Source organism: Megasphaera vaginalis (ex Srinivasan et al. 2021), from assembly GCF_000478965.1.
Lineage (GTDB): Bacteria > Bacillota > Negativicutes > Veillonellales > Megasphaeraceae > Megasphaera > Megasphaera vaginalis.
This window is the reverse complement of record NZ_AWXA01000036.1, coordinates 1-18,027: the sequence shown is the minus strand read 5'-3', so window position 1 is coordinate 18,027 and position 18,027 is coordinate 1. Positions and strand designations below refer to the sequence as shown.

The following is an 18,027-nucleotide window of genomic DNA, read 5'->3' as shown; positions in this document are numbered from 1 at the left end:
CTTTTTTGCTGGAAGAATTGACTGTATAGCTGATTACCGGTTGAATCAAAAAACGCAACATTGCCGATTGAACTGTTATTTTTCGGCAAGCATCTGATTTTAAATTTAGTACCGGATGAATTTTTAATATTTACGCCACCGTAGTCATTTGATGCGATTGTAAGATCGCCGCTCATCGTATCGCCAGTTTTTAAGACATTGTTTGCAGCCGTTTGTGCTGTCCCCGCCGGCTGCTCAATCCAGCCCATGTTTTCTCTGCGGCAAAATACGCGGTGTGTATTATAAGTAACTAATTGCTGCTGATAATACACGTCACGAGTGACTGACAGTCTGAATGATTCAGTAAGCAAATCAGGAGTATTTGTTAACGTACTTAAATTTGAGTCACCGACAAAGACGTACTCACCGACTTTATAATAATTGTTTAAGTCAGCGCCGTTTGGAATCATTGTGTACGCTAACGAATCGGCAGTGCCGGCATGTGCTACATTATCGACTGTAACCGTATTCGTAGTTCCGGCACCTGTCGTGACGGTAAGCGTATCGTTTGTACCAGTTACGGCTGACACGTACGCAGTGATATCTTTGCCGTTTTTATCGGCCGTCGCCTTATCAGCCGTTACGCTATCCACGTTGATCGTAACGTCGCCACTGCCATCAAACGTTGTCGTGCCCGTCGCTTTACCAGCCAGTGTGATTTTGCGCGCCGTCTTTAGCTTTGTAGCGCTCCCCGCATTGCCCGCGATCCCAGCTGCATGCGCAGCCGGATCAATTTCATGACTATCAATGATTTTTCCAGCCTCGACAAGTTTTAATCTCAAGTATTCGTCGTTGCTAAATAATTGATTTAAAAAAGTATTTTGCAAATCATATCTAACGGGGTCTGTTGATATAAATTGCGGAAACCCATCAGAATTAAAATCGAGATTGTTCGCAATTGCTTCTATCGGTCTCGAAATCCCCCCAACGGTTTCCGGAAAAACACTTTTCCATTTCTCGAGGTATGCCACTATTCATCACTCCATTCAACTGTTTCAGACCAGTATTTATACATCCCGTCAAAACTTATTCTTCCATCCCAGCTATACCCGAGATAAATGCTCACTCCCAGATGTGCTGGTTTATATAACATAATTTGACGTCTCATTTCTTGTAAATCACGTTTTTTATTAGTCGATATGTAGATATTGAAATAATATTGATTATTATATTCCACAATATATCCTGATCCGTACGTGTTTACAATTTTTTCCATTGCTGAGAGCGTAGATGTTCCTGTTCCGCAAAGTTTAAGCATGATTCTGTCCCGTCTAATTCCGATTGTATCATCGTCATTAATGGCAATGCCTAAATACCGTTCCCAAAGTCCAAGTCCCCAGGTGGCCGTTTCCACAAAAAATTGTTGTAAGACATCAACAATAACAAGGCGCATTTTTTCATGCTCCCAAGAATACGTATCTAGGAGGATCATCATTGTCGGATCTTTTTTTACAAACGCAGGTAAGTATCGACTAATATCTACCGTTTCGGTGCGTAACAAATTAAAATTAGGCAATAGTCGTCACCTCGAAATTGCCAATTCTAGGAATTGAATCAGCATTAATAGAAATATTTTTAATAGCGCTGTTAATAGTTAGTGACTCATAATCGTCGATTACCCCAGTCGATAATAATGCTTTACCGACTTGAGCAATGGAGATGTTATCACTATCAAACCCAACATCAGTAAAATACCGATTGACAGCATTATATAAAACTGTTTTATACTCACTTTTATCTGATACAGGCTTGACTGATACTTCAATATTAATTGACTGTATCATCGGGGCTACTACGGTCACTGTTGCTCCAATTGGCCTTCTTACTTCAATATATTCGCTTACTTGTTTAATTAAGCTCTCAGAAGCGGCATCTTTATTAACATCAAGAATAAGTACTCTCACAGTCCCGTTCCCATTCCAGAGTGGCTGTACTTTAATAGCGCCAACGCCAGGAACCGCTAGCGACCACTCTCGATAATGGCTAGAATTACCAGATGTTCCCGGGTTTCGTACATGTAATAAAAGTCGGTTCAATAATGATTCATCGCTTTCTTCGTCGTAACCGTCGTGTGTTGCAGCTGCATTATTTACACTCGCCACTCCAGGAATTGAAAGCGGAATATTTTTAATCGTCCCTTCTGCAACATTTCCCACTACTCCTGCATTTTGCGCATATATGACCGCTGTAACAGCACCTGTACTGCCAATCGTATAGTCTTGTCTAGTCACAAACACCGTATTGTCGTCAGTAGAAAATTGGCTGCCGCGTGCAATGGTCGTTCCTACACTGCCTTTAATAACAACTTCACCTTGGGATTCAACCGCTAATTTTCTATCAATTCCATGCGCAGAGGCCCCTAATGTAAGATATCTCCCCCAGGATGTATGTGGAAAAACTGCTAATATCATCTGTGCCAATTCAACTTCCGTTTTGGCAAACTCAATAGCATTCGCCGAAAACACATCATATTCAAATGTACCTTCGTATTTACTTACAGATAATCGACTAAAATCTTGTAATTCACTAAGAATAGCGCTTTCATCCCGTGGACTAAACATTAATATTCACCTTCCCATAAACTGTCGTAAGCGTAACATCAACTGTCAGCGAATCACCGACTGCGGTTATTGTCACAGAATCAATAGATTTAATATATGGATTCACCATCAAACATTCAATAATGACGCGCCGCAACTCTGACTTGCGATGGCTGACGCCCATCACTTTACCGATAAATGGTTTTATTTCAAGACCGTACTGCCAAGAGTATGCCAAGTACTGAAAACGCTCAGTCTTCAGCGCTTTATACACCCACACTTTGATAGCATCATCACCTTCAACAATGACGTGTTTTCCATCACCGTCGTACATAAAGCAATCTTTTTCAAAGTCAAAACCAAGTTCTGTCGGAATGGGTAGATCATTAGTATTTTGATTCGCCCATGAATATGATAATGAGTTTATTCCGGTATATGGATATGCTTCACTCATAATTTCGTCACCTGATTTCCGATGATATACATTTGGTCTTGTTTCGTAGGATCATATACAGGGACAACTTCAACCAAATCGCCAACTTTTAGCGTGTCAGTCCAGGTCTCATCGTTATTGACAGGATGATTATGATTGTCATACTGGGCATAACCACTCCCGCCGGATTTAAAGTCTGTTTCTCCAACCACATGCCGCGTGTAATTCGGCAATAAATAGTTGGCTACATACACATCTGCTGCATCTAATAGTATGTCATTTACTTTAACCAGTATGTTTGGCGGCGGGGATACAACAAGGCCAATCATCGTTTGTCGTGGTCTTGCATCTTGCGCAATTCCATGCATCATGTGAACGATTTTCATTGCTGACTGAGATGCTGCCGGTATATGTTTATTATCACTCATTGCCGCTTCTCCTTTAAATATGGCTAGTTTTAATGATAGCTGTTGGTGTCATTCCAAGGCCATAAATACTCCCTTGCCCTACTCCGCCAATACCCCCATTTGCACTAGAGTTATTGCCTACATACATACCGTTGCCGGCATAAATTACGGTGTGCTCATCACCATCAAATACAACGCAGTCCCCAATCTCAAGATTAGAGTCAGAAAAAGAAACAACATTATCTGACCCGGCATTTGCAATCAAAGCGGATACACTGGTTGTGCCGTTTTCGTATTGCTCTTTGAGATACGGGCTGTACCATGACCCAATTCGAGTTGCCGCTTCTACACAGCCATTTCTGCCATTTGGCATAGTTGTCCCTTGCCATGCTGCATATCCATTATTGATGCCTTCTTGAATCCCGCTATTCGCATTCCCAACTGATCCAACAGTCCATCCTTTAGCTCCTCCCTGCTTATCTTCTGGTAGTTTTTCTTTATTCATGACATTCTCAAACTCAATCTCAAGTCTCATAAAGTGCAACCCATTTTCAAACGTATGTGTATCAGACTTAATCCAAAATTTGCCTGTAATCTCTGCTAAAAGATCATTAATCGCAATGGAATATGATGACTTGCACCGATAATCTCCAATGCATTCAATGATGCCAGATCTATCTGGCTTGTGAAAAATTTTTTCAAGTTCATCATTCGTAGTCGCTTTCTTACTTTCTTTGTACACATCTTGAATCGTTACGCCATACTTTTTGATGAGATCATCTTTCTGCTGTGTCGATTTCGTATTCCCTTGATCATCTGCAACAATGATCTTATTTACCATGTTTTCAATAGATTCGCGATACTCACTGTCTTCGATATTCACATACTGATTTGCTTCATAATTAGGAATAAGCTCTCCCTTTTTAACGATATCAAGCTTATCACCATTCATGACCGGATGAAAAAGCACATCCGGCTCATCAGCATTCTTCTTCGTCGCGTTGATTTGTTTAGCTGCTTCCGTATAAGCAATCATAATAATCTGATATCCAGTTTTTTCACTAGCTATAAAAGAAATTGTCTTCCCCGTTTCAACGATATTACCTACTGTTACCCCCATTTCAGCACAGACAGATTTTACAATATCTTCTGCTTTGGCATTCGTATATTTGCGGGTTACTTTTGACTTGCAGAGCAAGAAAAGATCATCAAAGCAAGTTACCGTAATCGTCGAACTAGCCGTTTTTTTCTCGATTGTGTAGCCGCGTCCGTTAAATTGCAACGTGCCACCTTCGTCGTAACTGTAAACAGTTTCTCCGGGCTCAATGACATAATTCGGCAAATTCGGATCACGAGCATCTTGAGAATATGAAAATTCAAGTTTACGTGCCACTTGCATGCGTGAGCCTTCCCACGTGATTGTATCAATGATAAGCTGTGACAAGTCCGTAATCGTCTCTGTTATTTTTTCAGATTCTTTTCCATTATTATCTTTTACTGTTTCCGTTGATACCTTTTTGTGTTTAATAATCATTTATTTAATCCTCAACTTACGCAATTTACTAACGTTGTTAATTGCCAGATCCTTGAGGTCATTACTCTGCACAATGCGCCGCCAGTGATTATAATCCCCGTAGGCTTTCTTGGCCGCATCCATGATATCAGACCCTTTCTGCCATAAAGTTGCTTGTGTCGGTTCAATTGTTTCTGTTGGTCTCGCCTTGAGTCCAGTTATCTGATCTACCGTTGCGTTATTGTTTGCCGTTGGTGTATTCAATGCTTTGTATTCTAAAAGGTTAATCGTGTAATAGATATCACCGGATCCATCTTGCTTTGCACACTGCATATCTGTAATCCCCATCATCAAATTTATGGGAGTCTCTGTCACAATGACGCGAATAGGGTTCTTGGCTTCTTTCCATTTTTTTATTAAATTAATACATTCCGAGGGATCTTTCCGATCACCAACCACAAACGGATAATCATGGACCGTTGCCGGAAAAAAACAGCTCCACGATACGGTATGTAGCTTTGGCTGCCCGAATAGTAGGGCTTCTCCGACTTGTGTAATATTGACAGTCTTATTATTCTGACTCATGGAAAACGATATCTTGCGAGGGGTAACAGGAATCGTAAACGAATCTGCTGTACTCTGCATGATGATTTGCTGTCTGGTCTCTCCTCCCAATCCGGAGAATATATTCGACAATACTTCCAGGGCATTTCCCAATCTTCCGATTCCCAATTAATACCCACCTCCATAGTTGGTATTACCTTGTGCTATCAGTGCAGCTAGTTTGTAAGCAATTTTGTCGATATCAGCCTCTTCTCTCACGACAAAGGTATTCCCGGTTACATTAACATGAGTGCTCCCGTTAGCTTCAGTACCGCTAAACTGCTTTTGCAACATCTTTTTCGTTGTCGCATGCGGATAAATACGGCTGCCACCGGGCAGATCAACAATTTCACCGCCACGTTCGTTGATTTCCGTCCATCCACCGCCAAAGGAATTGGCACCAGTAGCATGCCCTAACACCCCGCTAAAGCTAAATGACGGCGTCGGAATCGAAGAAACAGTACTACTTATTGAAGACAATGCATTACTAGCGCTATTTTTTAACGGGTCCCAGACATTCGCGCTAAACCAATCTGTAACACCCGTCCAATCTTCTTTTAGTCTATCTACTGCGCCAGAAAATGAATTCCCTATTTCTTGCGCTGCCAAATTGGCACCTGCTTTGATTTCAGACCAAGTGTCAGCTGCGAATTCATTTATCCCTTGCAATGATTGTCCAGCCGATATCATAGCATCAGAAAATCCAGTAGAAATATTATCAACCAATCTATTAACTGCAGATTCGGCACTCTGACACATATTGTCATATGCCGTCTTAAATGATTCTTCTATATTTTTACTTTCATTTTTCATCCATTCGCCAGTTTGATCGTAGGCATCTCTTAAACGCTCAAACCCAGCAATCCATTCTTCGTTTTTTTGGGATAGCTTTTCACCAATACCTGAAAAGTCCATATTAGCTAAACTGCCGCCTAATGCCTCTCCACCTGCATACCCAGCAGCACCGCCAACCAGTCCGCCAACACCAGCACCAACAACAGTTCCTACTCCCGGAATGACGGAACCTATTGCAGCACCGCCTGCAGCACCTGCCTTAGCGCCCGCAATACCGCCAGCAATGCCGCCGATAGATTTCGTTGCAGCTGCTCCTTTTTGCCCTTCATCCGCTGTAGCCACATCTAAAAACCCATTCGCAATCGCCAGCGGTAACATCAATCGTCCTAATGCTTTCAAGCCGCCAGGCAGCTTCCCGCCTTTTGGAGCTTTCGTAGTGCCACCTTTGCCGCCTAGAATGAAATCGCCAGTATCAACGCCGCCCTTGCCGTTAATCACAACATTCGCCGCATTTACAACCATTTCGCCAACGTTATTATCTGTTTTGCCACTTACATTGCCGCACTTGGCACCGCCAACTCCTTGGATCGCATCTTTTGCTTTGAGTGTAAGGTTGATAATTTCTTTAAGCCCAAAGGCAAGAGCCCCTCCTGCCAGCACAGAACCGATGCCGTCAAAAGCCAAGAACTTATTCTTGAGATCAACGATTCCTTTTCCAAGTGTGTTTATCATAGCATCGGTAAGACTCCCTGTGTCGGTCATTGTCTTGCTAAAATTACTCAGTAATGCATCCGCTTCTTGTATAAAATTGCGTAGTCCGGTTGCGGCATCGCCTTTCATTAGCTTCATAGTGAATTCGTCCCAGTCGCCTGCTAAATATTCTATATCGCCTGAAAGATTATCCAGTCGTGTCTTTGCCATCTTTTCAGCAGCGCCTTGAGAGTTATCAATAGAATCAGCTAACTTGTTGAATTTATCATCCGACTGATTAACGATAGCAAGCAGTCCGGACATGCCCTCTTGACCTGCCAACATAGCCGCCGTAGCTGCCTGCTGTTCCGGGGTCAACGTCTTAAACCCGTTTCGGATGTCTTTCATTACATCGCGGAATGGGCGCATCTTACCTGCCGAGTCCGTAATGGATAATCCGAGTAACTCCATTGCTGCCGCCGAATCATCTGTTGGTTTTGCCATATGTGTTAAAAGAGCACGCATACTCGTACCTGCTTGCTCTCCTTTTATCCCTGCGTCTGCCATCGTTCCCAGGGCAAGGGATACGTCTTGAATGCTATATCCCAATGCACCAGCTAACGGTGCCGCATATTTAAACGAATATCCAAGCTTACCGACATTGGTGTTTGAATTCGTCGCGGCAGCTGCCAAAACATCAGCAAACATTCCTGCGTCTTTTGCTTGCAATTTAAATGCACTCATTGAATCCGTTACGATATCTGATACCCCGGCTAACTCTTCGCCGGAAGCTGCGGCTAAATTCATAATCCCCGGAAGGCCTGCGATCATTTCATCTGCCTTCCATCCAGCCATTCCCATATACTCAAGAGCTTTTGCTGATTCAAGCGCACTGAATTTTGTTTCAGACCCCATTTTTATCGCATGATCTGTCAGCGCTTGAAACTCCGATTCAGATGCCCCTGAAATAGCTTTTACAGCACTCATTTCTTGCTCAAAGTCAGCATATCCTTTAATGGCATCATAGATACCAAATCCAACCCCGGCAGCGCCTATCATTTGCATAGACGTCCCCATTACCATGCCGCTCGCCACCCCAGACGCTTTATTTTTTAATCCTTCTATAGCTCCTGATGTCCCTTGTTTTACATTGACGACGGCCGTATACGCTTTACCTTTAAACGCATTGAGTTCTGTCCGTACTTTCTTAATCGTGCTGCTGGTCTCATCTTTAGCTTTAATAATTGGCGAAAATACACCTTTGATTCCGCTTAATTTCTGCCGTGTGCGATCTGCTTCTTTACCCATTTCAGAGATAGCTTTTGTTGCATCATCCATCTTTTTCGCAGCTGCTGCAAACCCACTCAAGCCATTTCGCGCTTTATTAATCTGACCGGAAAATTCGTCTTTTAATTCCAATGTCGCCGATAGTGTAAAATTCTCATTCATGGCTTATCTCCCTCCTTTCCTTTGAACTACTGCTGCTAAAAGAGCTAACTTTTCTTGCCGTTCTATCTCAAGCTCAATGGCAGCGTGAATAAAAAGCTTTTCTACTTGTGATAAATTAAAGAAGTAATCTAATTGATGTCCATGAACGACCAGAAAGGCAGCCGAAGCCGCCTCCCAGTCGTCCTTTATTAGTTTTTTAGGTCATCGTGTATTTTAGATTCAATATCCTTTCCGTAGCCTGCCAGCATTGCGATTTTCTTAGCAATGGCAGGTACTTCACCGGGATCAAATAATCGACGGACAATGTCTGTTGGTTCAGCACAGTCGTATGCTTTCTGCAGTTTTTCGTCTTTAAGATTCGGCTCTACCGTTTGATTCAAGATAAAATAGCTATCGCCTTCTCCTTCATCCATGTTAAAGGCCTCCGTTGCTTCCGCTTTTGTCGGTTTTTTTACTGTGATCGTGCCTATACTTGTTTCCAAGTCGTAACGCGTTTTCTTACCGGCTTCAATTTTTTCTTTTTGATTGATTAAGTCTTGTACACTAATAGCCATGTTTTTACCTCCTAAAAAAAATTATTCAACAATTTCTAAGAACGAAGCATCTTCCGGTGTAAAACCAAACGGGAATTCTTTTTCAACAACCTTTCCTTTTTCAAAGGTTATCAATGTCAATTCGTTGAACCAAACATTATCGACAGAGCAGCGTTCTTTTTGTCCATCAACAGCGTCCGGGTCATCAATCAATCCAACCAGCGTGGCTCGCGGATCGTGCCCGTTCTTCCATTCTTCCAAATACTTATTGATATTGCGGTTAATAACGTTCTTGATCGTAAAGCTGCCTTCACCTTTAAGGGAAGTAATTTTACTATCTTCACTGTTACCGATGAGCACATCTTCTCGATTCGCAACCACCTTGCATTCATACTTTGCAATTTCAAACAATAGTTCATTGTCCCACCATACTTTACCGTGAGACCCGTTCCAGCGGCGTCTGCCGCGATATTTAACATCTTCTGCTGCTCTAGACATTATTTATATCCTCCCTCTGTTACATCGTAAATTCAATTGTCAGATTTTCCATAGCATCCACAAATTTAACGTTCCCATTAAGCGCAACTTTATCACCGGTATTGTATTGACGGATTTCCATACGTGTCATATCTTCAAGTTTTTCACCTTTCAAAATGGCATAATTAGCTTGAAACTGTTCATCGATATCAACCGTGTTTTTAGCGCTACGATCAAGAATATTTCCTTTGATTTCACTGAAATACACAAGAATCGCTGAAATAAACAACATCTTATGATCGTAGTCATTAATGACTTTACCGATATAATATTTTTTGAACGTATCACGGATATCATCCGTTACCATATCGATACTTTCGACAATTTTAATCTTGCGGAAGTCTTCCCCCTTATCCGTCGTAAACGTATTCAAACTATTGCAAGCGCGGGCAATTTTGACACCATCGCCATCCTGTTCATCAAATAACAGCAGCTGCCCTTTATCGATCAACGTATCGATATCGTCATACACCTCGACAGAATCAACTTCTTCCAATTTAAAGTATGTTGCGCTACGATCCAACGCCAACCCGGCTAAAATACCGGCAATACGCGCCGTATACTGCAGCGCCGTATATGTAGTAAATACAGTAGTCCCATCAGGATTTGTCCCCGTGGCAACTTTTATTCCGTCTGTGCAAAAGTTAACAACACCTTCGTTATCTGCTGCTTGATTGGCCAGAACAGCCTTGAATGTTTTTCGTTTATTCGTACGTTCTGCTTTAATCCAAGACGCTAGATCCGTTTGTTCTTCCGCCGTTGCCGTCGGAGCGCACAGCCAATTCCATTTAATCCCAGCAACAAGCTTCAAGACATCCGCTTGTTTCTTCGTTGCATCAGCTACGCCTGCTAGCGGCAATGTGTATACCAACACACGCAAAGGGGTTCCTAGTAAACATTTTTTGATTAGGTCAACGTTTTCAGGCGTCAATCCATTATCGGGGATATCGCTTACATCATTAATGCGGTATGTATTGATGACATCCGTTGATTCGTTGTGCAAAATCATCAATACAATGCCTCTTGCGCTTCGCTTAATTGCCGTCGTGCCTTTAGTAATAAAATCAATACGTACCTGCGGCAAGCCAAATAATTCTTGTTCATTAGCCATTAAATTAGTCCTCCTCTGTCAAATTACGTCTATTGATTGTTAAGCCAATCTCTGCCATTAATTCCATTTCTTTTTGCTCCGTTGCATCTGTAAACCGTAGCTCAAAAATATAATGCAATAAGTCATCAACAATTGTTTGTTCAGCTTCCAGAACAGTGAAATAACGGTCAAGAACGTGATACACAGGTCTAAATATTCCATCTAATTCTTCAGCAATGTCATACAGCTCCGTGCGATTCACATTTCCATCCTTGTCTTCGGCCAAGACGACCGTTATATCAACCTGTATCTGCCGATCGCTGTACACCCTATCGACAGAATCAACAATAGGCATCATCGTGACATAAAAATAAGGCTTTCCTGACGTCTGTACATTGTCAAAGAAAACCTTATATGTAGGATAGTTAGTATTCAGGCTCTTAATAATCGCCCGCTTAATATCCCGTAATGTCATTATCATTTAAAAAGTGTCTCCCATACAGCAGCTGCATCTTCTTTAAAATGCTTGCCAGTCTGCATCAAAGCCAAGTGCAGCATCTTACTACCTTTGACTGGGTTACCGCTTTTCGTTCGGTGCCCGTATTCAACATGAGCAGCATAGTCAGCAGAATTTCCGACCTTTACCACCCCGTTCAATGGACGCGTACGATGCCAATTTTTTCGGAGATTCCCAGTATCAACAGGTGTATTATCCTTTGCTCTTCCGAGCAATAATTCACCCATTTGCTTTACTGCCTGGTTACGTTTTACTTTACTTTTTTTCGTCGCATTGGCCAGTCTTTCGTCTAACTCTTCTAAGCCGCTAAAAGTTATGCTCATTACGCTTCACTATCCTTTCTCCCGACTATCTCTTGATGTGACGGGTACTTAAACGCCCTAGACGCATTGAGCAAAAAGACCTGCCCGTTATGCGTGACATGTAACTTATCATTCGGTTGTATGTCATACGAGGGATCAAGGGAAATTCGAAAATTATCGCCTACGCGGTATTCTCGATCATGTGTTTCAGCAGTTTGCGCTTCGCTATACTGCGATAGCTGACACGGCAAATTTTCATAAACAGTATAAGCGGCAAACGAATCTGCACCGTCTACATCTTTGACATTGCTCATGCGCTCGACCGTGACCGTATCGGTATACATGTATTTGAGTAGCAATCCCTTACACTGTGCGTAATTCACTACTTCTCGCCAACTTTCTGTATAAATTTAACTTTGTGCGAATGGATTCAAAGTCCGCATCAGCAGCATTGCCAATGTCTGAAATGCTGTTCAAAGCAAAGACAAACTCCGTGTCATTATGCTTGATACTCTTCACAGGCAGATCCTCACCACCGGCCACAGACGTTGAGTTTAACCGCTTCCCAAGCAACTCAACAGCCGTATATACCAGTGTCTTCGGAAAATCATCGCGATGGCAGTAATCAAGCACATCATACACGAATCGCTCAATGTAAAGCTTAAGCATATCAGTATTGGCAGCCGCTTGGGGAATCATAATAGTTATATTGTCTGTAATGGTGGTAATCGCTTCTTGAGCGCTAATAAATATCATTCGATCACCTCTTTTTCGGGCATGAAAAAAGCACTCACTCAGGTGGGTGCTTTATTTACGAATTAATTCAATTAATTTTTTGGAATTCTCTTCATATTCCTTAACATTTTTTTCGTTTTGTTTTAGAAATGGATTAGGTTGCTCGCTTTTCCATTCAACACTTTTATTTTGTTCGTTCATAGTCCCACCCCAGTTCATTGGCTAAATCAATATTAGCTAAATGCGTAACCTCTTTCCAAGCTGCGTTTTGATCCATACCAAATTTTACTAATTTTCGATAGGTCATTTCATATCCATTTATTATAGCATCGTGCCTTTTCAAAATATATTCAGAACGAATGCGTTTGCCATTGCCAACACTACAACTATATTTAGTTCCATCATGACCAATTACAAGCATTTTGTCAATACTTTTGTAAGCATTCATTACACATAAATCTTGCCCGGAAAAAGAAGAGCTCATAGGGTGATTGTGAATACAATCCAGCGTACCTTCTCCTGCATTTTTAAGAAACTCCATTAATTCATCAGAAAAGACAACGCTATTTTGATTACCTGACATATCAGGGAATGGTGTATTCCCGTCTTTGTCTCTCCAATAAAGTCCTTCATTGCCTGTCCTATGTCCAAACGCTAACGCCTTTCTAAACGCATCGTTAAGTCCTTCTATGTATTTGTGATAAGAACCTTCTACGTATTTATTGTACCAGTCTTCATAAGTCATATCCGATGGCACATGAATACCTTTGCCGCTTTTATCACGAGCAAAGCGTGTCCCATACTTTCCTAGTCCACGGCCAAAACTACCGGCAATTGTTGACCGACAATTCGGATGAAGCGGCGGCACATTACTACCCGCACTTGCCTCCGTAAGAGAGAATTCTCTGCCATCGTGCTCCCGGCAGATAGCTGATGTTCGCTTATCAAGCGTTGCAATAAAACGGAAATACTTCATACCAGCATCTTTAATGCTTTCAAGTGAGGCTTGATTATTCACGTAGTTAAGTTCGGTGCGGACAAGTCGTTTTGCATTACTCTTGCTAACGTTCATGCGCTCCGCCAATCTCTTTGATACTCTGTCAACACTTTCGCCGCGATGTACAGCAGTAAGTACGTTTTGCTTTATTTCTTGTGCAAGTTTTTGCTTATCATCCCATATTCGATCACTGTAATTCTTTCCGCTCCACCGATTACGCATGATTGCTTCAACTTTATCCGGTACAACCTTATTCACTGCCGCTAGCACCTTGCCAGCTTTTCCCATATCAAAAAGCCCTTCATAATATTGTGATTCAAACACCTTTTTATAAAACCCATCCATTGTCGCAAGCTGTTTGCGTCCCAACGAATCAAGCTCTTGCAGCGTGTTGGCATGCAGCTTATCCAGTCGTGTAATCCTACTACGCATTGCCAGTGTGTTTAGTTCCCGAAGCAGTCCTGCATTACCAGTTTTTTTAATCTTCTCGCAGTATTCTTCCAAGCTATACCGCCATGTTTTATACTCTTTGCCGGTAATAAGCTTTCGCGCCTCTTCCATATCAAGTTTATTATCTCTAGCAAACCGCCCATATAAAGCATCAATGTCTTTTTGTATGGCGTCAAGCGATGCCTGATAATAATTAGCAAGCTCCTTATCAACCATCGCTTGGCTTTGCTTATTCCAGTATTCTTCGCGTTCAATAGCACGATTTTCCCAGTATTTTTCGCTATCCATACAACGGCACCTCTACTCTATCAGCCAACTTTATGTTTCAATGCGACAATGCGGATGGCCTTCGGCTCAAAAACCGCTTTCCAGTTCGTACCATTCGCCAATTCTGTACGCGATACCGTTTCAGCATGAGCACGTGCTTTGTTCTGCCATGCAACGCCACGCGGATGAAGAATAAAAGTCTTACGGTTGATCAGATAATCAACGCCAGACCCTTTTCGCTTATCTCGGTCAATTTCAGTCGGAACAAAACCGACAGGAGACCCATTACCAAGAGCAACAGCACCGGCGCCAAAGAGGTACGTTGTACATACGCCAGATTCATTCGGGCAACCATCGTCAACGATAACACGGCGACCTTGATACGCTTCAAATTCAACATCCGTACTGTCGCGTTCCGTCGTAATCAAGTTCTGTTTTTTCAGATACGACTTCGTTGCCGAGTGCATCGCTACTGCCGTTAAATCCCCCTGCGCATCGCCCAAAAGCTGCAAAGCGTCGATAAATGCAGATGCACTGATATTAGCCGCATTGTCCGTTCCTCCGGAAATATCAAGAATATGATCTTTCATAGACGTTGCAGCAAATACACCCGTCAATTCAGTGATTATTTCTTTTTGCATTTGCCGTGCCCAGTAACCGGCCACTAAGCCGCCAATAGCTGCCATTGGATCAGCACCAGCCATGGCCGCTGACAGGTCTGTCGCACTCCACATTTTAGCTCGACGAATTGTCGTCGAAACGTCACTCGAAGACGTAATTTTATCAGCAGTCAAATCAGCCCCTTCAATAACATCTTCCGGGTCTCCTTTTAAGTCTTCGAAAAACGGCATATTGTGAATCGGTGCCGCTTCCGATGCCAAAGCGTCGAAATGAGCGTTATTTGTAATAATACCGCTCTGATAAAAGGCATTTAGTTCCATTGTTTTCTGAATAACATACGGATCAAATAATTCAGGGACAATAATGTCCGTTAAAGTTGTACCAGCCATTGTTTTTCCTCCTTAAACTTAAATCGTAACTCCTGCGGCCTGCGCCAATGAACGAGCCTGTTCAGGATTTTCTCTGAGCAATTTTCCCTGCTCAGTTAAATTAAATGCATCTTTTGAAAATGGGTTATGCGTCAGATTACCGCCACTGTTCGGTTGATAAGGTGTTTTCATTTCTTTAAATAAAAAAGCTTTATCCTTCTTCAGCGTCTCAATCTGATCTGTTAACCCAGTGACTTTTCCATCTTCACTTAAGATGAGTTTTGATGTATCTACTAAGCTAGCAACGATATCAACATCGTAGGCGGATCCAGTTAACGCAAGTTTAATAGCAGTGCTCATTTGATACGCCTTTAGCTTTGCATCTGCTTCGGCTTGTGCAGCCTTATTTGCTGCTTGCAATTCAGTGATTTGTTTCTTCATCGCTTCCGTATCCCCGGCAGTACCTTTCAACGCTTCAAGTTGTTTATCCCGTTCCGTCACCGTAGCAGATAGTGTTTTCTTTTCATCATTCACTTCATTAAAACGTGATTTTGGCACAAATGCCCCATCCAAAAAAGCCGAGATCTCTTTTTGCGCACTTTCTTTTTTATCATCGGCAATGCCCAGTTTTGCAATTAATTCTTCAATCGTCATAATTTTTATTCCTCCCGGTTTTTACCGAGGTTTACCTGCCTCGCACAAGGTTGACTGTTACAGGAATTATTTTCACGTTCCAAGGGATGTAACCGGTGTCTCTGTATAAACGGTATTGCGTTCACAGCATTCACGGACAATACGACAAATTTCATACTCACTTTTGTCTTTTACCGATAAAACGGGAAAGTCCTTCCCGAACTGATTAACGTATCTAATTAGCAACTTGTACATTAACGTCACCTCCTTTCGTGTCGTCAATTGCGCTGCCACCGTAGATATCATCTTTTGCAGTCGCTTCCGCCTCTTCATCTGCCAGTCGTTGCAGTTCTTCCTCCGCATTATCGACAAACGGATGATTCTTGAGTATCGTCTTTTTCGAAATAATTCCAGACGATTTACTGCACATGTCAACCAGTTCCGCATCGTTTCGAATAGCCGAGCGCGTCCATGTCTGTATGATTGCATCAGCCCCGATACCAACATGAGCTGCAATAGCACGTACAAACTTATTAAAGCCAAGGCGGAATTCCGTTTCCATTAAGCCTGCTTTAAGTTCAAGTAGTGCATATAAAAATTTCATTGCCTCACCGCTTGTACCGTCTAGCCCTTGCTGCTGCGGGTCAATACCTTGTCCGAGATCAAAAATAGCCTTACGCGTAATTGTTAGCATTTTTTCGCGTGCGTCAACGGGAATATCAATCGTCAATGTGCTAACACCTGATTTATCATCACCGCTCACTGAATCAGTCATAATCGTCTTGTAATATTTCATGTCACGCATAAACTGATTAAGATCTTCGCCGCCATAATTAGTCAAAATAAAAATAACCTCTTGGATATCCTCAAGATCATTTACAAATCCGCTATATGTTTTATCGTAACTGTCAATCAATGCCTTTACAGGATCTAAGTCGCTAGTACATAGACTATTGTTCAAAAATGGTATAAACGGGATAGTTGTAAGTCCATGTGCATACGTGGACCCATCACTCATATCTCCGGAATTGAAAAAATCGGTATATGTAGTAAGTTGATCAAAGTCATCTACTGCTAATTTATGGAACACACAGCATGTTACATCATTCCAGTATTCATACACATCCCATATCTTTCCATCATCATCAATATCTATATAAACACGTAAAATAGCTAATAACTCATGATTGAGTTTTTTGGACCACACTGGTATTACTTGTACCGATGGCACGACTGCCCAATCAAATTCCCCATCGTTTATCCAATAATGAATCCAGCCAATCCCGGTATTGCTTGCATTTACGCATATATCTTTCATTTTCTTTCCGTAAGCATCACCAAGAACTTTAGTAATCGCCTGATCTTGACTGTCATTTCCGATATCAAACGTCGGCGGGGCAGTGAACATGTACGCAGCCTTTTGATTAACCAGTAATTGATAAAACGGATGAGGAATCCGATTGTCTGCATTGCGAAGCGGAGTTTCTGTCACATCTTCTTTACGCTTTTTAAATAAGATATCGTTCTGTACTCGATAGTACCGTTCTGCGGTCTCCGCACGCCGCACAAATTCTGCATGTCTCGGAATATAATTTTGTATTAACTTTCTCGCAACATCAATATCCATGTTATCTGCCCTTCTTAATGCATAATCTTGATCCGATTCCGTGCCATTAATGGCGAACAGCCATATCTGCAAGCATCAATAGAATGATTGTTCTTGTCCGGATATGCGCTGATAAACTGGCCTTCACGGTTCCGCTCATACTCATAATTAACAAACTCACGATAAGTGTTTGGACACCGCTTCTTATCGATATAAATATGACGAAGATTCTGCAGCCAGCGAATACCAAAGTCCACGCTGTCCGGCCCCTTTTTAGCCCCATTCACGCGCAGTCCATATCCTCTCAATTCAACAATGCTTTTAGGCTCTGCGCTATCTGCCATAACTCGTTCATGCCCAACATGTGGTAAAATTAATTCAGCCAATCTTTTGTTTGACAGCTTTTGCTGATAAATCTCATTATAAATATAAAGATCTTCGTATTTCGCATTGTAATGCATACCAAGAAATGATAAAGGATCGATTGAAAAACCAAAGTCTAAGCCAAAATGACGACGGTCAAACTGACTAATTTGTTCATCCGTCATGTTCATATCTTCCACGTTTTCAAATACGCTGCCGCCCGTGCCTGTAACCTCACCGAGGTATTCGTGTCTGTACGCCGCATCATTTTTTGCTTTCAGCTTTTCCGCGTCCTCAAAGAATCGATCCCCCAACCATTCCCGGGGAACGCCTAAGTACGTCGAGTGGTGAACCAATCTGTCGGGGTCCTCGAAGAGTTTCTCCTCATTGACCCAGTTATTTTGGCTCTTCGGCGGGTTGAATGAACAAAACTCCCAGAAGATAGGGCCGCCACGCAGTAGCGACTGGTTCAAGTTGCGGATTTCTTCCATGCCGCTGAACTGATCTAATTCTTCTAGCCAGACAATACCTACATAACC

At 42.2% G+C, this 18,027-nt stretch carries 21 protein-coding genes; all 21 read right to left on the bottom strand.

Annotated features, from left to right (window positions below):
- Nucleotides 1–1,010, bottom strand: a 1,010-nt coding sequence (locus HMPREF1250_RS10940) for a pyocin knob domain-containing protein (RefSeq protein ID WP_023053743.1), incomplete at its 3' end; no start/stop codon positions are given.
- Nucleotides 1,010–1,555 carry a putative phage tail protein gene (locus tag HMPREF1250_RS06050; protein WP_023053753.1) on the bottom strand — a complete coding sequence of 182 codons (546 nt, stop codon included), beginning with the start codon at nucleotides 1,553–1,555 and terminating at the stop codon, nucleotides 1,010–1,012. The genes HMPREF1250_RS10940 and HMPREF1250_RS06050, both read right to left, overlap by 1 nt.
- Nucleotides 1,548–2,600, bottom strand: a complete 1,053-nt coding sequence (locus HMPREF1250_RS06045) for a baseplate J/gp47 family protein (RefSeq protein ID WP_023053747.1) — start codon at nucleotides 2,598–2,600, stop codon at nucleotides 1,548–1,550. The genes HMPREF1250_RS06050 and HMPREF1250_RS06045 overlap by 8 nt, the downstream gene beginning before the upstream one ends.
- Nucleotides 2,593–3,033 carry a DUF2634 domain-containing protein gene (locus HMPREF1250_RS06040; RefSeq protein ID WP_023053754.1) on the bottom strand — a complete coding sequence of 147 codons (441 nt, stop codon included), beginning with the start codon at nucleotides 3,031–3,033 and terminating at the stop codon, nucleotides 2,593–2,595. Before HMPREF1250_RS06040 ends, HMPREF1250_RS06045 begins: the two co-directional genes overlap by 8 nt.
- Nucleotides 3,030–3,440 (bottom strand): DUF2577 family protein, encoded by a 411-nt coding sequence (locus HMPREF1250_RS06035; protein ID WP_036242851.1) that lies wholly within the window; start codon nucleotides 3,438–3,440, stop codon nucleotides 3,030–3,032. Before HMPREF1250_RS06035 ends, HMPREF1250_RS06040 begins: the two co-directional genes overlap by 4 nt.
- A gap of 13 nt (nucleotides 3,441–3,453) precedes the next feature.
- The gene (locus HMPREF1250_RS06030) at nucleotides 3,454–4,953 is read right to left on the bottom strand and encodes an XkdQ/YqbQ family protein (RefSeq protein ID WP_023053759.1); all 1,500 of its coding nucleotides are present in this window, start codon (nucleotides 4,951–4,953) and stop codon (nucleotides 3,454–3,456) included.
- A complete protein-coding gene (locus tag HMPREF1250_RS06025; protein ID WP_023053742.1) occupies nucleotides 4,954–5,664 on the bottom strand; it encodes a hypothetical protein in 711 nt (236 codons plus the stop codon). It lies immediately after the preceding gene.
- Nucleotides 5,665–8,469 carry a phage tail tape measure protein gene (locus HMPREF1250_RS10935; RefSeq protein ID WP_023053744.1) on the bottom strand — a complete coding sequence of 935 codons (2,805 nt, stop codon included), beginning with the start codon at nucleotides 8,467–8,469 and terminating at the stop codon, nucleotides 5,665–5,667.
- A 188-nt stretch (nucleotides 8,470–8,657) separates the two neighbouring features.
- Entirely contained in the window at nucleotides 8,658–9,023 is a 366-nt protein-coding gene (locus HMPREF1250_RS06015; protein ID WP_023053758.1) for a phage tail assembly chaperone, read from the bottom strand.
- A gap of 21 nt (nucleotides 9,024–9,044) precedes the next feature.
- Nucleotides 9,045–9,500, bottom strand: a complete 456-nt coding sequence (locus tag HMPREF1250_RS06010; RefSeq protein WP_023053755.1) for a phage tail tube protein — start codon at nucleotides 9,498–9,500, stop codon at nucleotides 9,045–9,047.
- A 19-nt stretch (nucleotides 9,501–9,519) separates the two neighbouring features.
- Nucleotides 9,520–10,650, bottom strand: a complete 1,131-nt coding sequence (locus HMPREF1250_RS06005) for a phage tail sheath C-terminal domain-containing protein (protein WP_023053757.1) — start codon at nucleotides 10,648–10,650, stop codon at nucleotides 9,520–9,522.
- Nucleotides 10,651–10,654: 4 nt separating this feature from the next.
- Nucleotides 10,655–11,110 carry a phage tail terminator family protein gene (locus HMPREF1250_RS06000; RefSeq protein ID WP_023053750.1) on the bottom strand — a complete coding sequence of 152 codons (456 nt, stop codon included), beginning with the start codon at nucleotides 11,108–11,110 and terminating at the stop codon, nucleotides 10,655–10,657.
- Nucleotides 11,107–11,469 (bottom strand): HK97-gp10 family putative phage morphogenesis protein, encoded by a 363-nt coding sequence (locus HMPREF1250_RS05995; RefSeq protein ID WP_051356074.1) that lies wholly within the window; start codon nucleotides 11,467–11,469, stop codon nucleotides 11,107–11,109. The genes HMPREF1250_RS06000 and HMPREF1250_RS05995 overlap by 4 nt, the downstream gene beginning before the upstream one ends.
- On the bottom strand, nucleotides 11,469–11,792 hold the full coding sequence (locus HMPREF1250_RS05990) for a hypothetical protein (protein ID WP_023053761.1): 324 nt from the start codon (nucleotides 11,790–11,792) through the stop codon (nucleotides 11,469–11,471). Before HMPREF1250_RS05990 ends, HMPREF1250_RS05995 begins: the two co-directional genes overlap by 1 nt.
- 19 nt (nucleotides 11,793–11,811) lie before the next feature.
- A complete protein-coding gene (locus HMPREF1250_RS05985) occupies nucleotides 11,812–12,204 on the bottom strand; it encodes a hypothetical protein (RefSeq protein ID WP_023053749.1) in 393 nt (130 codons plus the stop codon).
- 51 nt (nucleotides 12,205–12,255) lie between these two features.
- On the bottom strand, nucleotides 12,256–12,384 hold the full coding sequence (locus HMPREF1250_RS12170) for a hypothetical protein (protein ID WP_023053741.1): 129 nt from the start codon (nucleotides 12,382–12,384) through the stop codon (nucleotides 12,256–12,258).
- Complete coding sequence (locus HMPREF1250_RS05980) at nucleotides 12,368–13,918, bottom strand: minor capsid protein (protein ID WP_023053745.1); 1,551 nt, start codon at nucleotides 13,916–13,918, stop codon at nucleotides 12,368–12,370. The genes HMPREF1250_RS12170 and HMPREF1250_RS05980 overlap by 17 nt, the downstream gene beginning before the upstream one ends.
- 20 nt (nucleotides 13,919–13,938) lie before the next feature.
- On the bottom strand, nucleotides 13,939–14,907 hold the full coding sequence (locus HMPREF1250_RS05975; protein WP_023053746.1) for a major capsid protein: 969 nt from the start codon (nucleotides 14,905–14,907) through the stop codon (nucleotides 13,939–13,941).
- 18 nt (nucleotides 14,908–14,925) lie between these two features.
- Nucleotides 14,926–15,540: a phage scaffolding protein gene (locus HMPREF1250_RS05970; protein WP_023053760.1), complete on the bottom strand. Its 615-nt coding sequence runs from the start codon at nucleotides 15,538–15,540 to the stop codon at nucleotides 14,926–14,928.
- Between the two features lie 214 nt (nucleotides 15,541–15,754).
- Nucleotides 15,755–17,146: a phage portal protein gene (locus tag HMPREF1250_RS05965; RefSeq protein WP_023053748.1), complete on the bottom strand. Its 1,392-nt coding sequence runs from the start codon at nucleotides 17,144–17,146 to the stop codon at nucleotides 15,755–15,757.
- A gap of 14 nt (nucleotides 17,147–17,160) precedes the next feature.
- The coding region (locus HMPREF1250_RS05960; protein ID WP_023053756.1) for a PBSX family phage terminase large subunit at nucleotides 17,161–18,027 on the bottom strand (867 nt) is incomplete at its 5' end.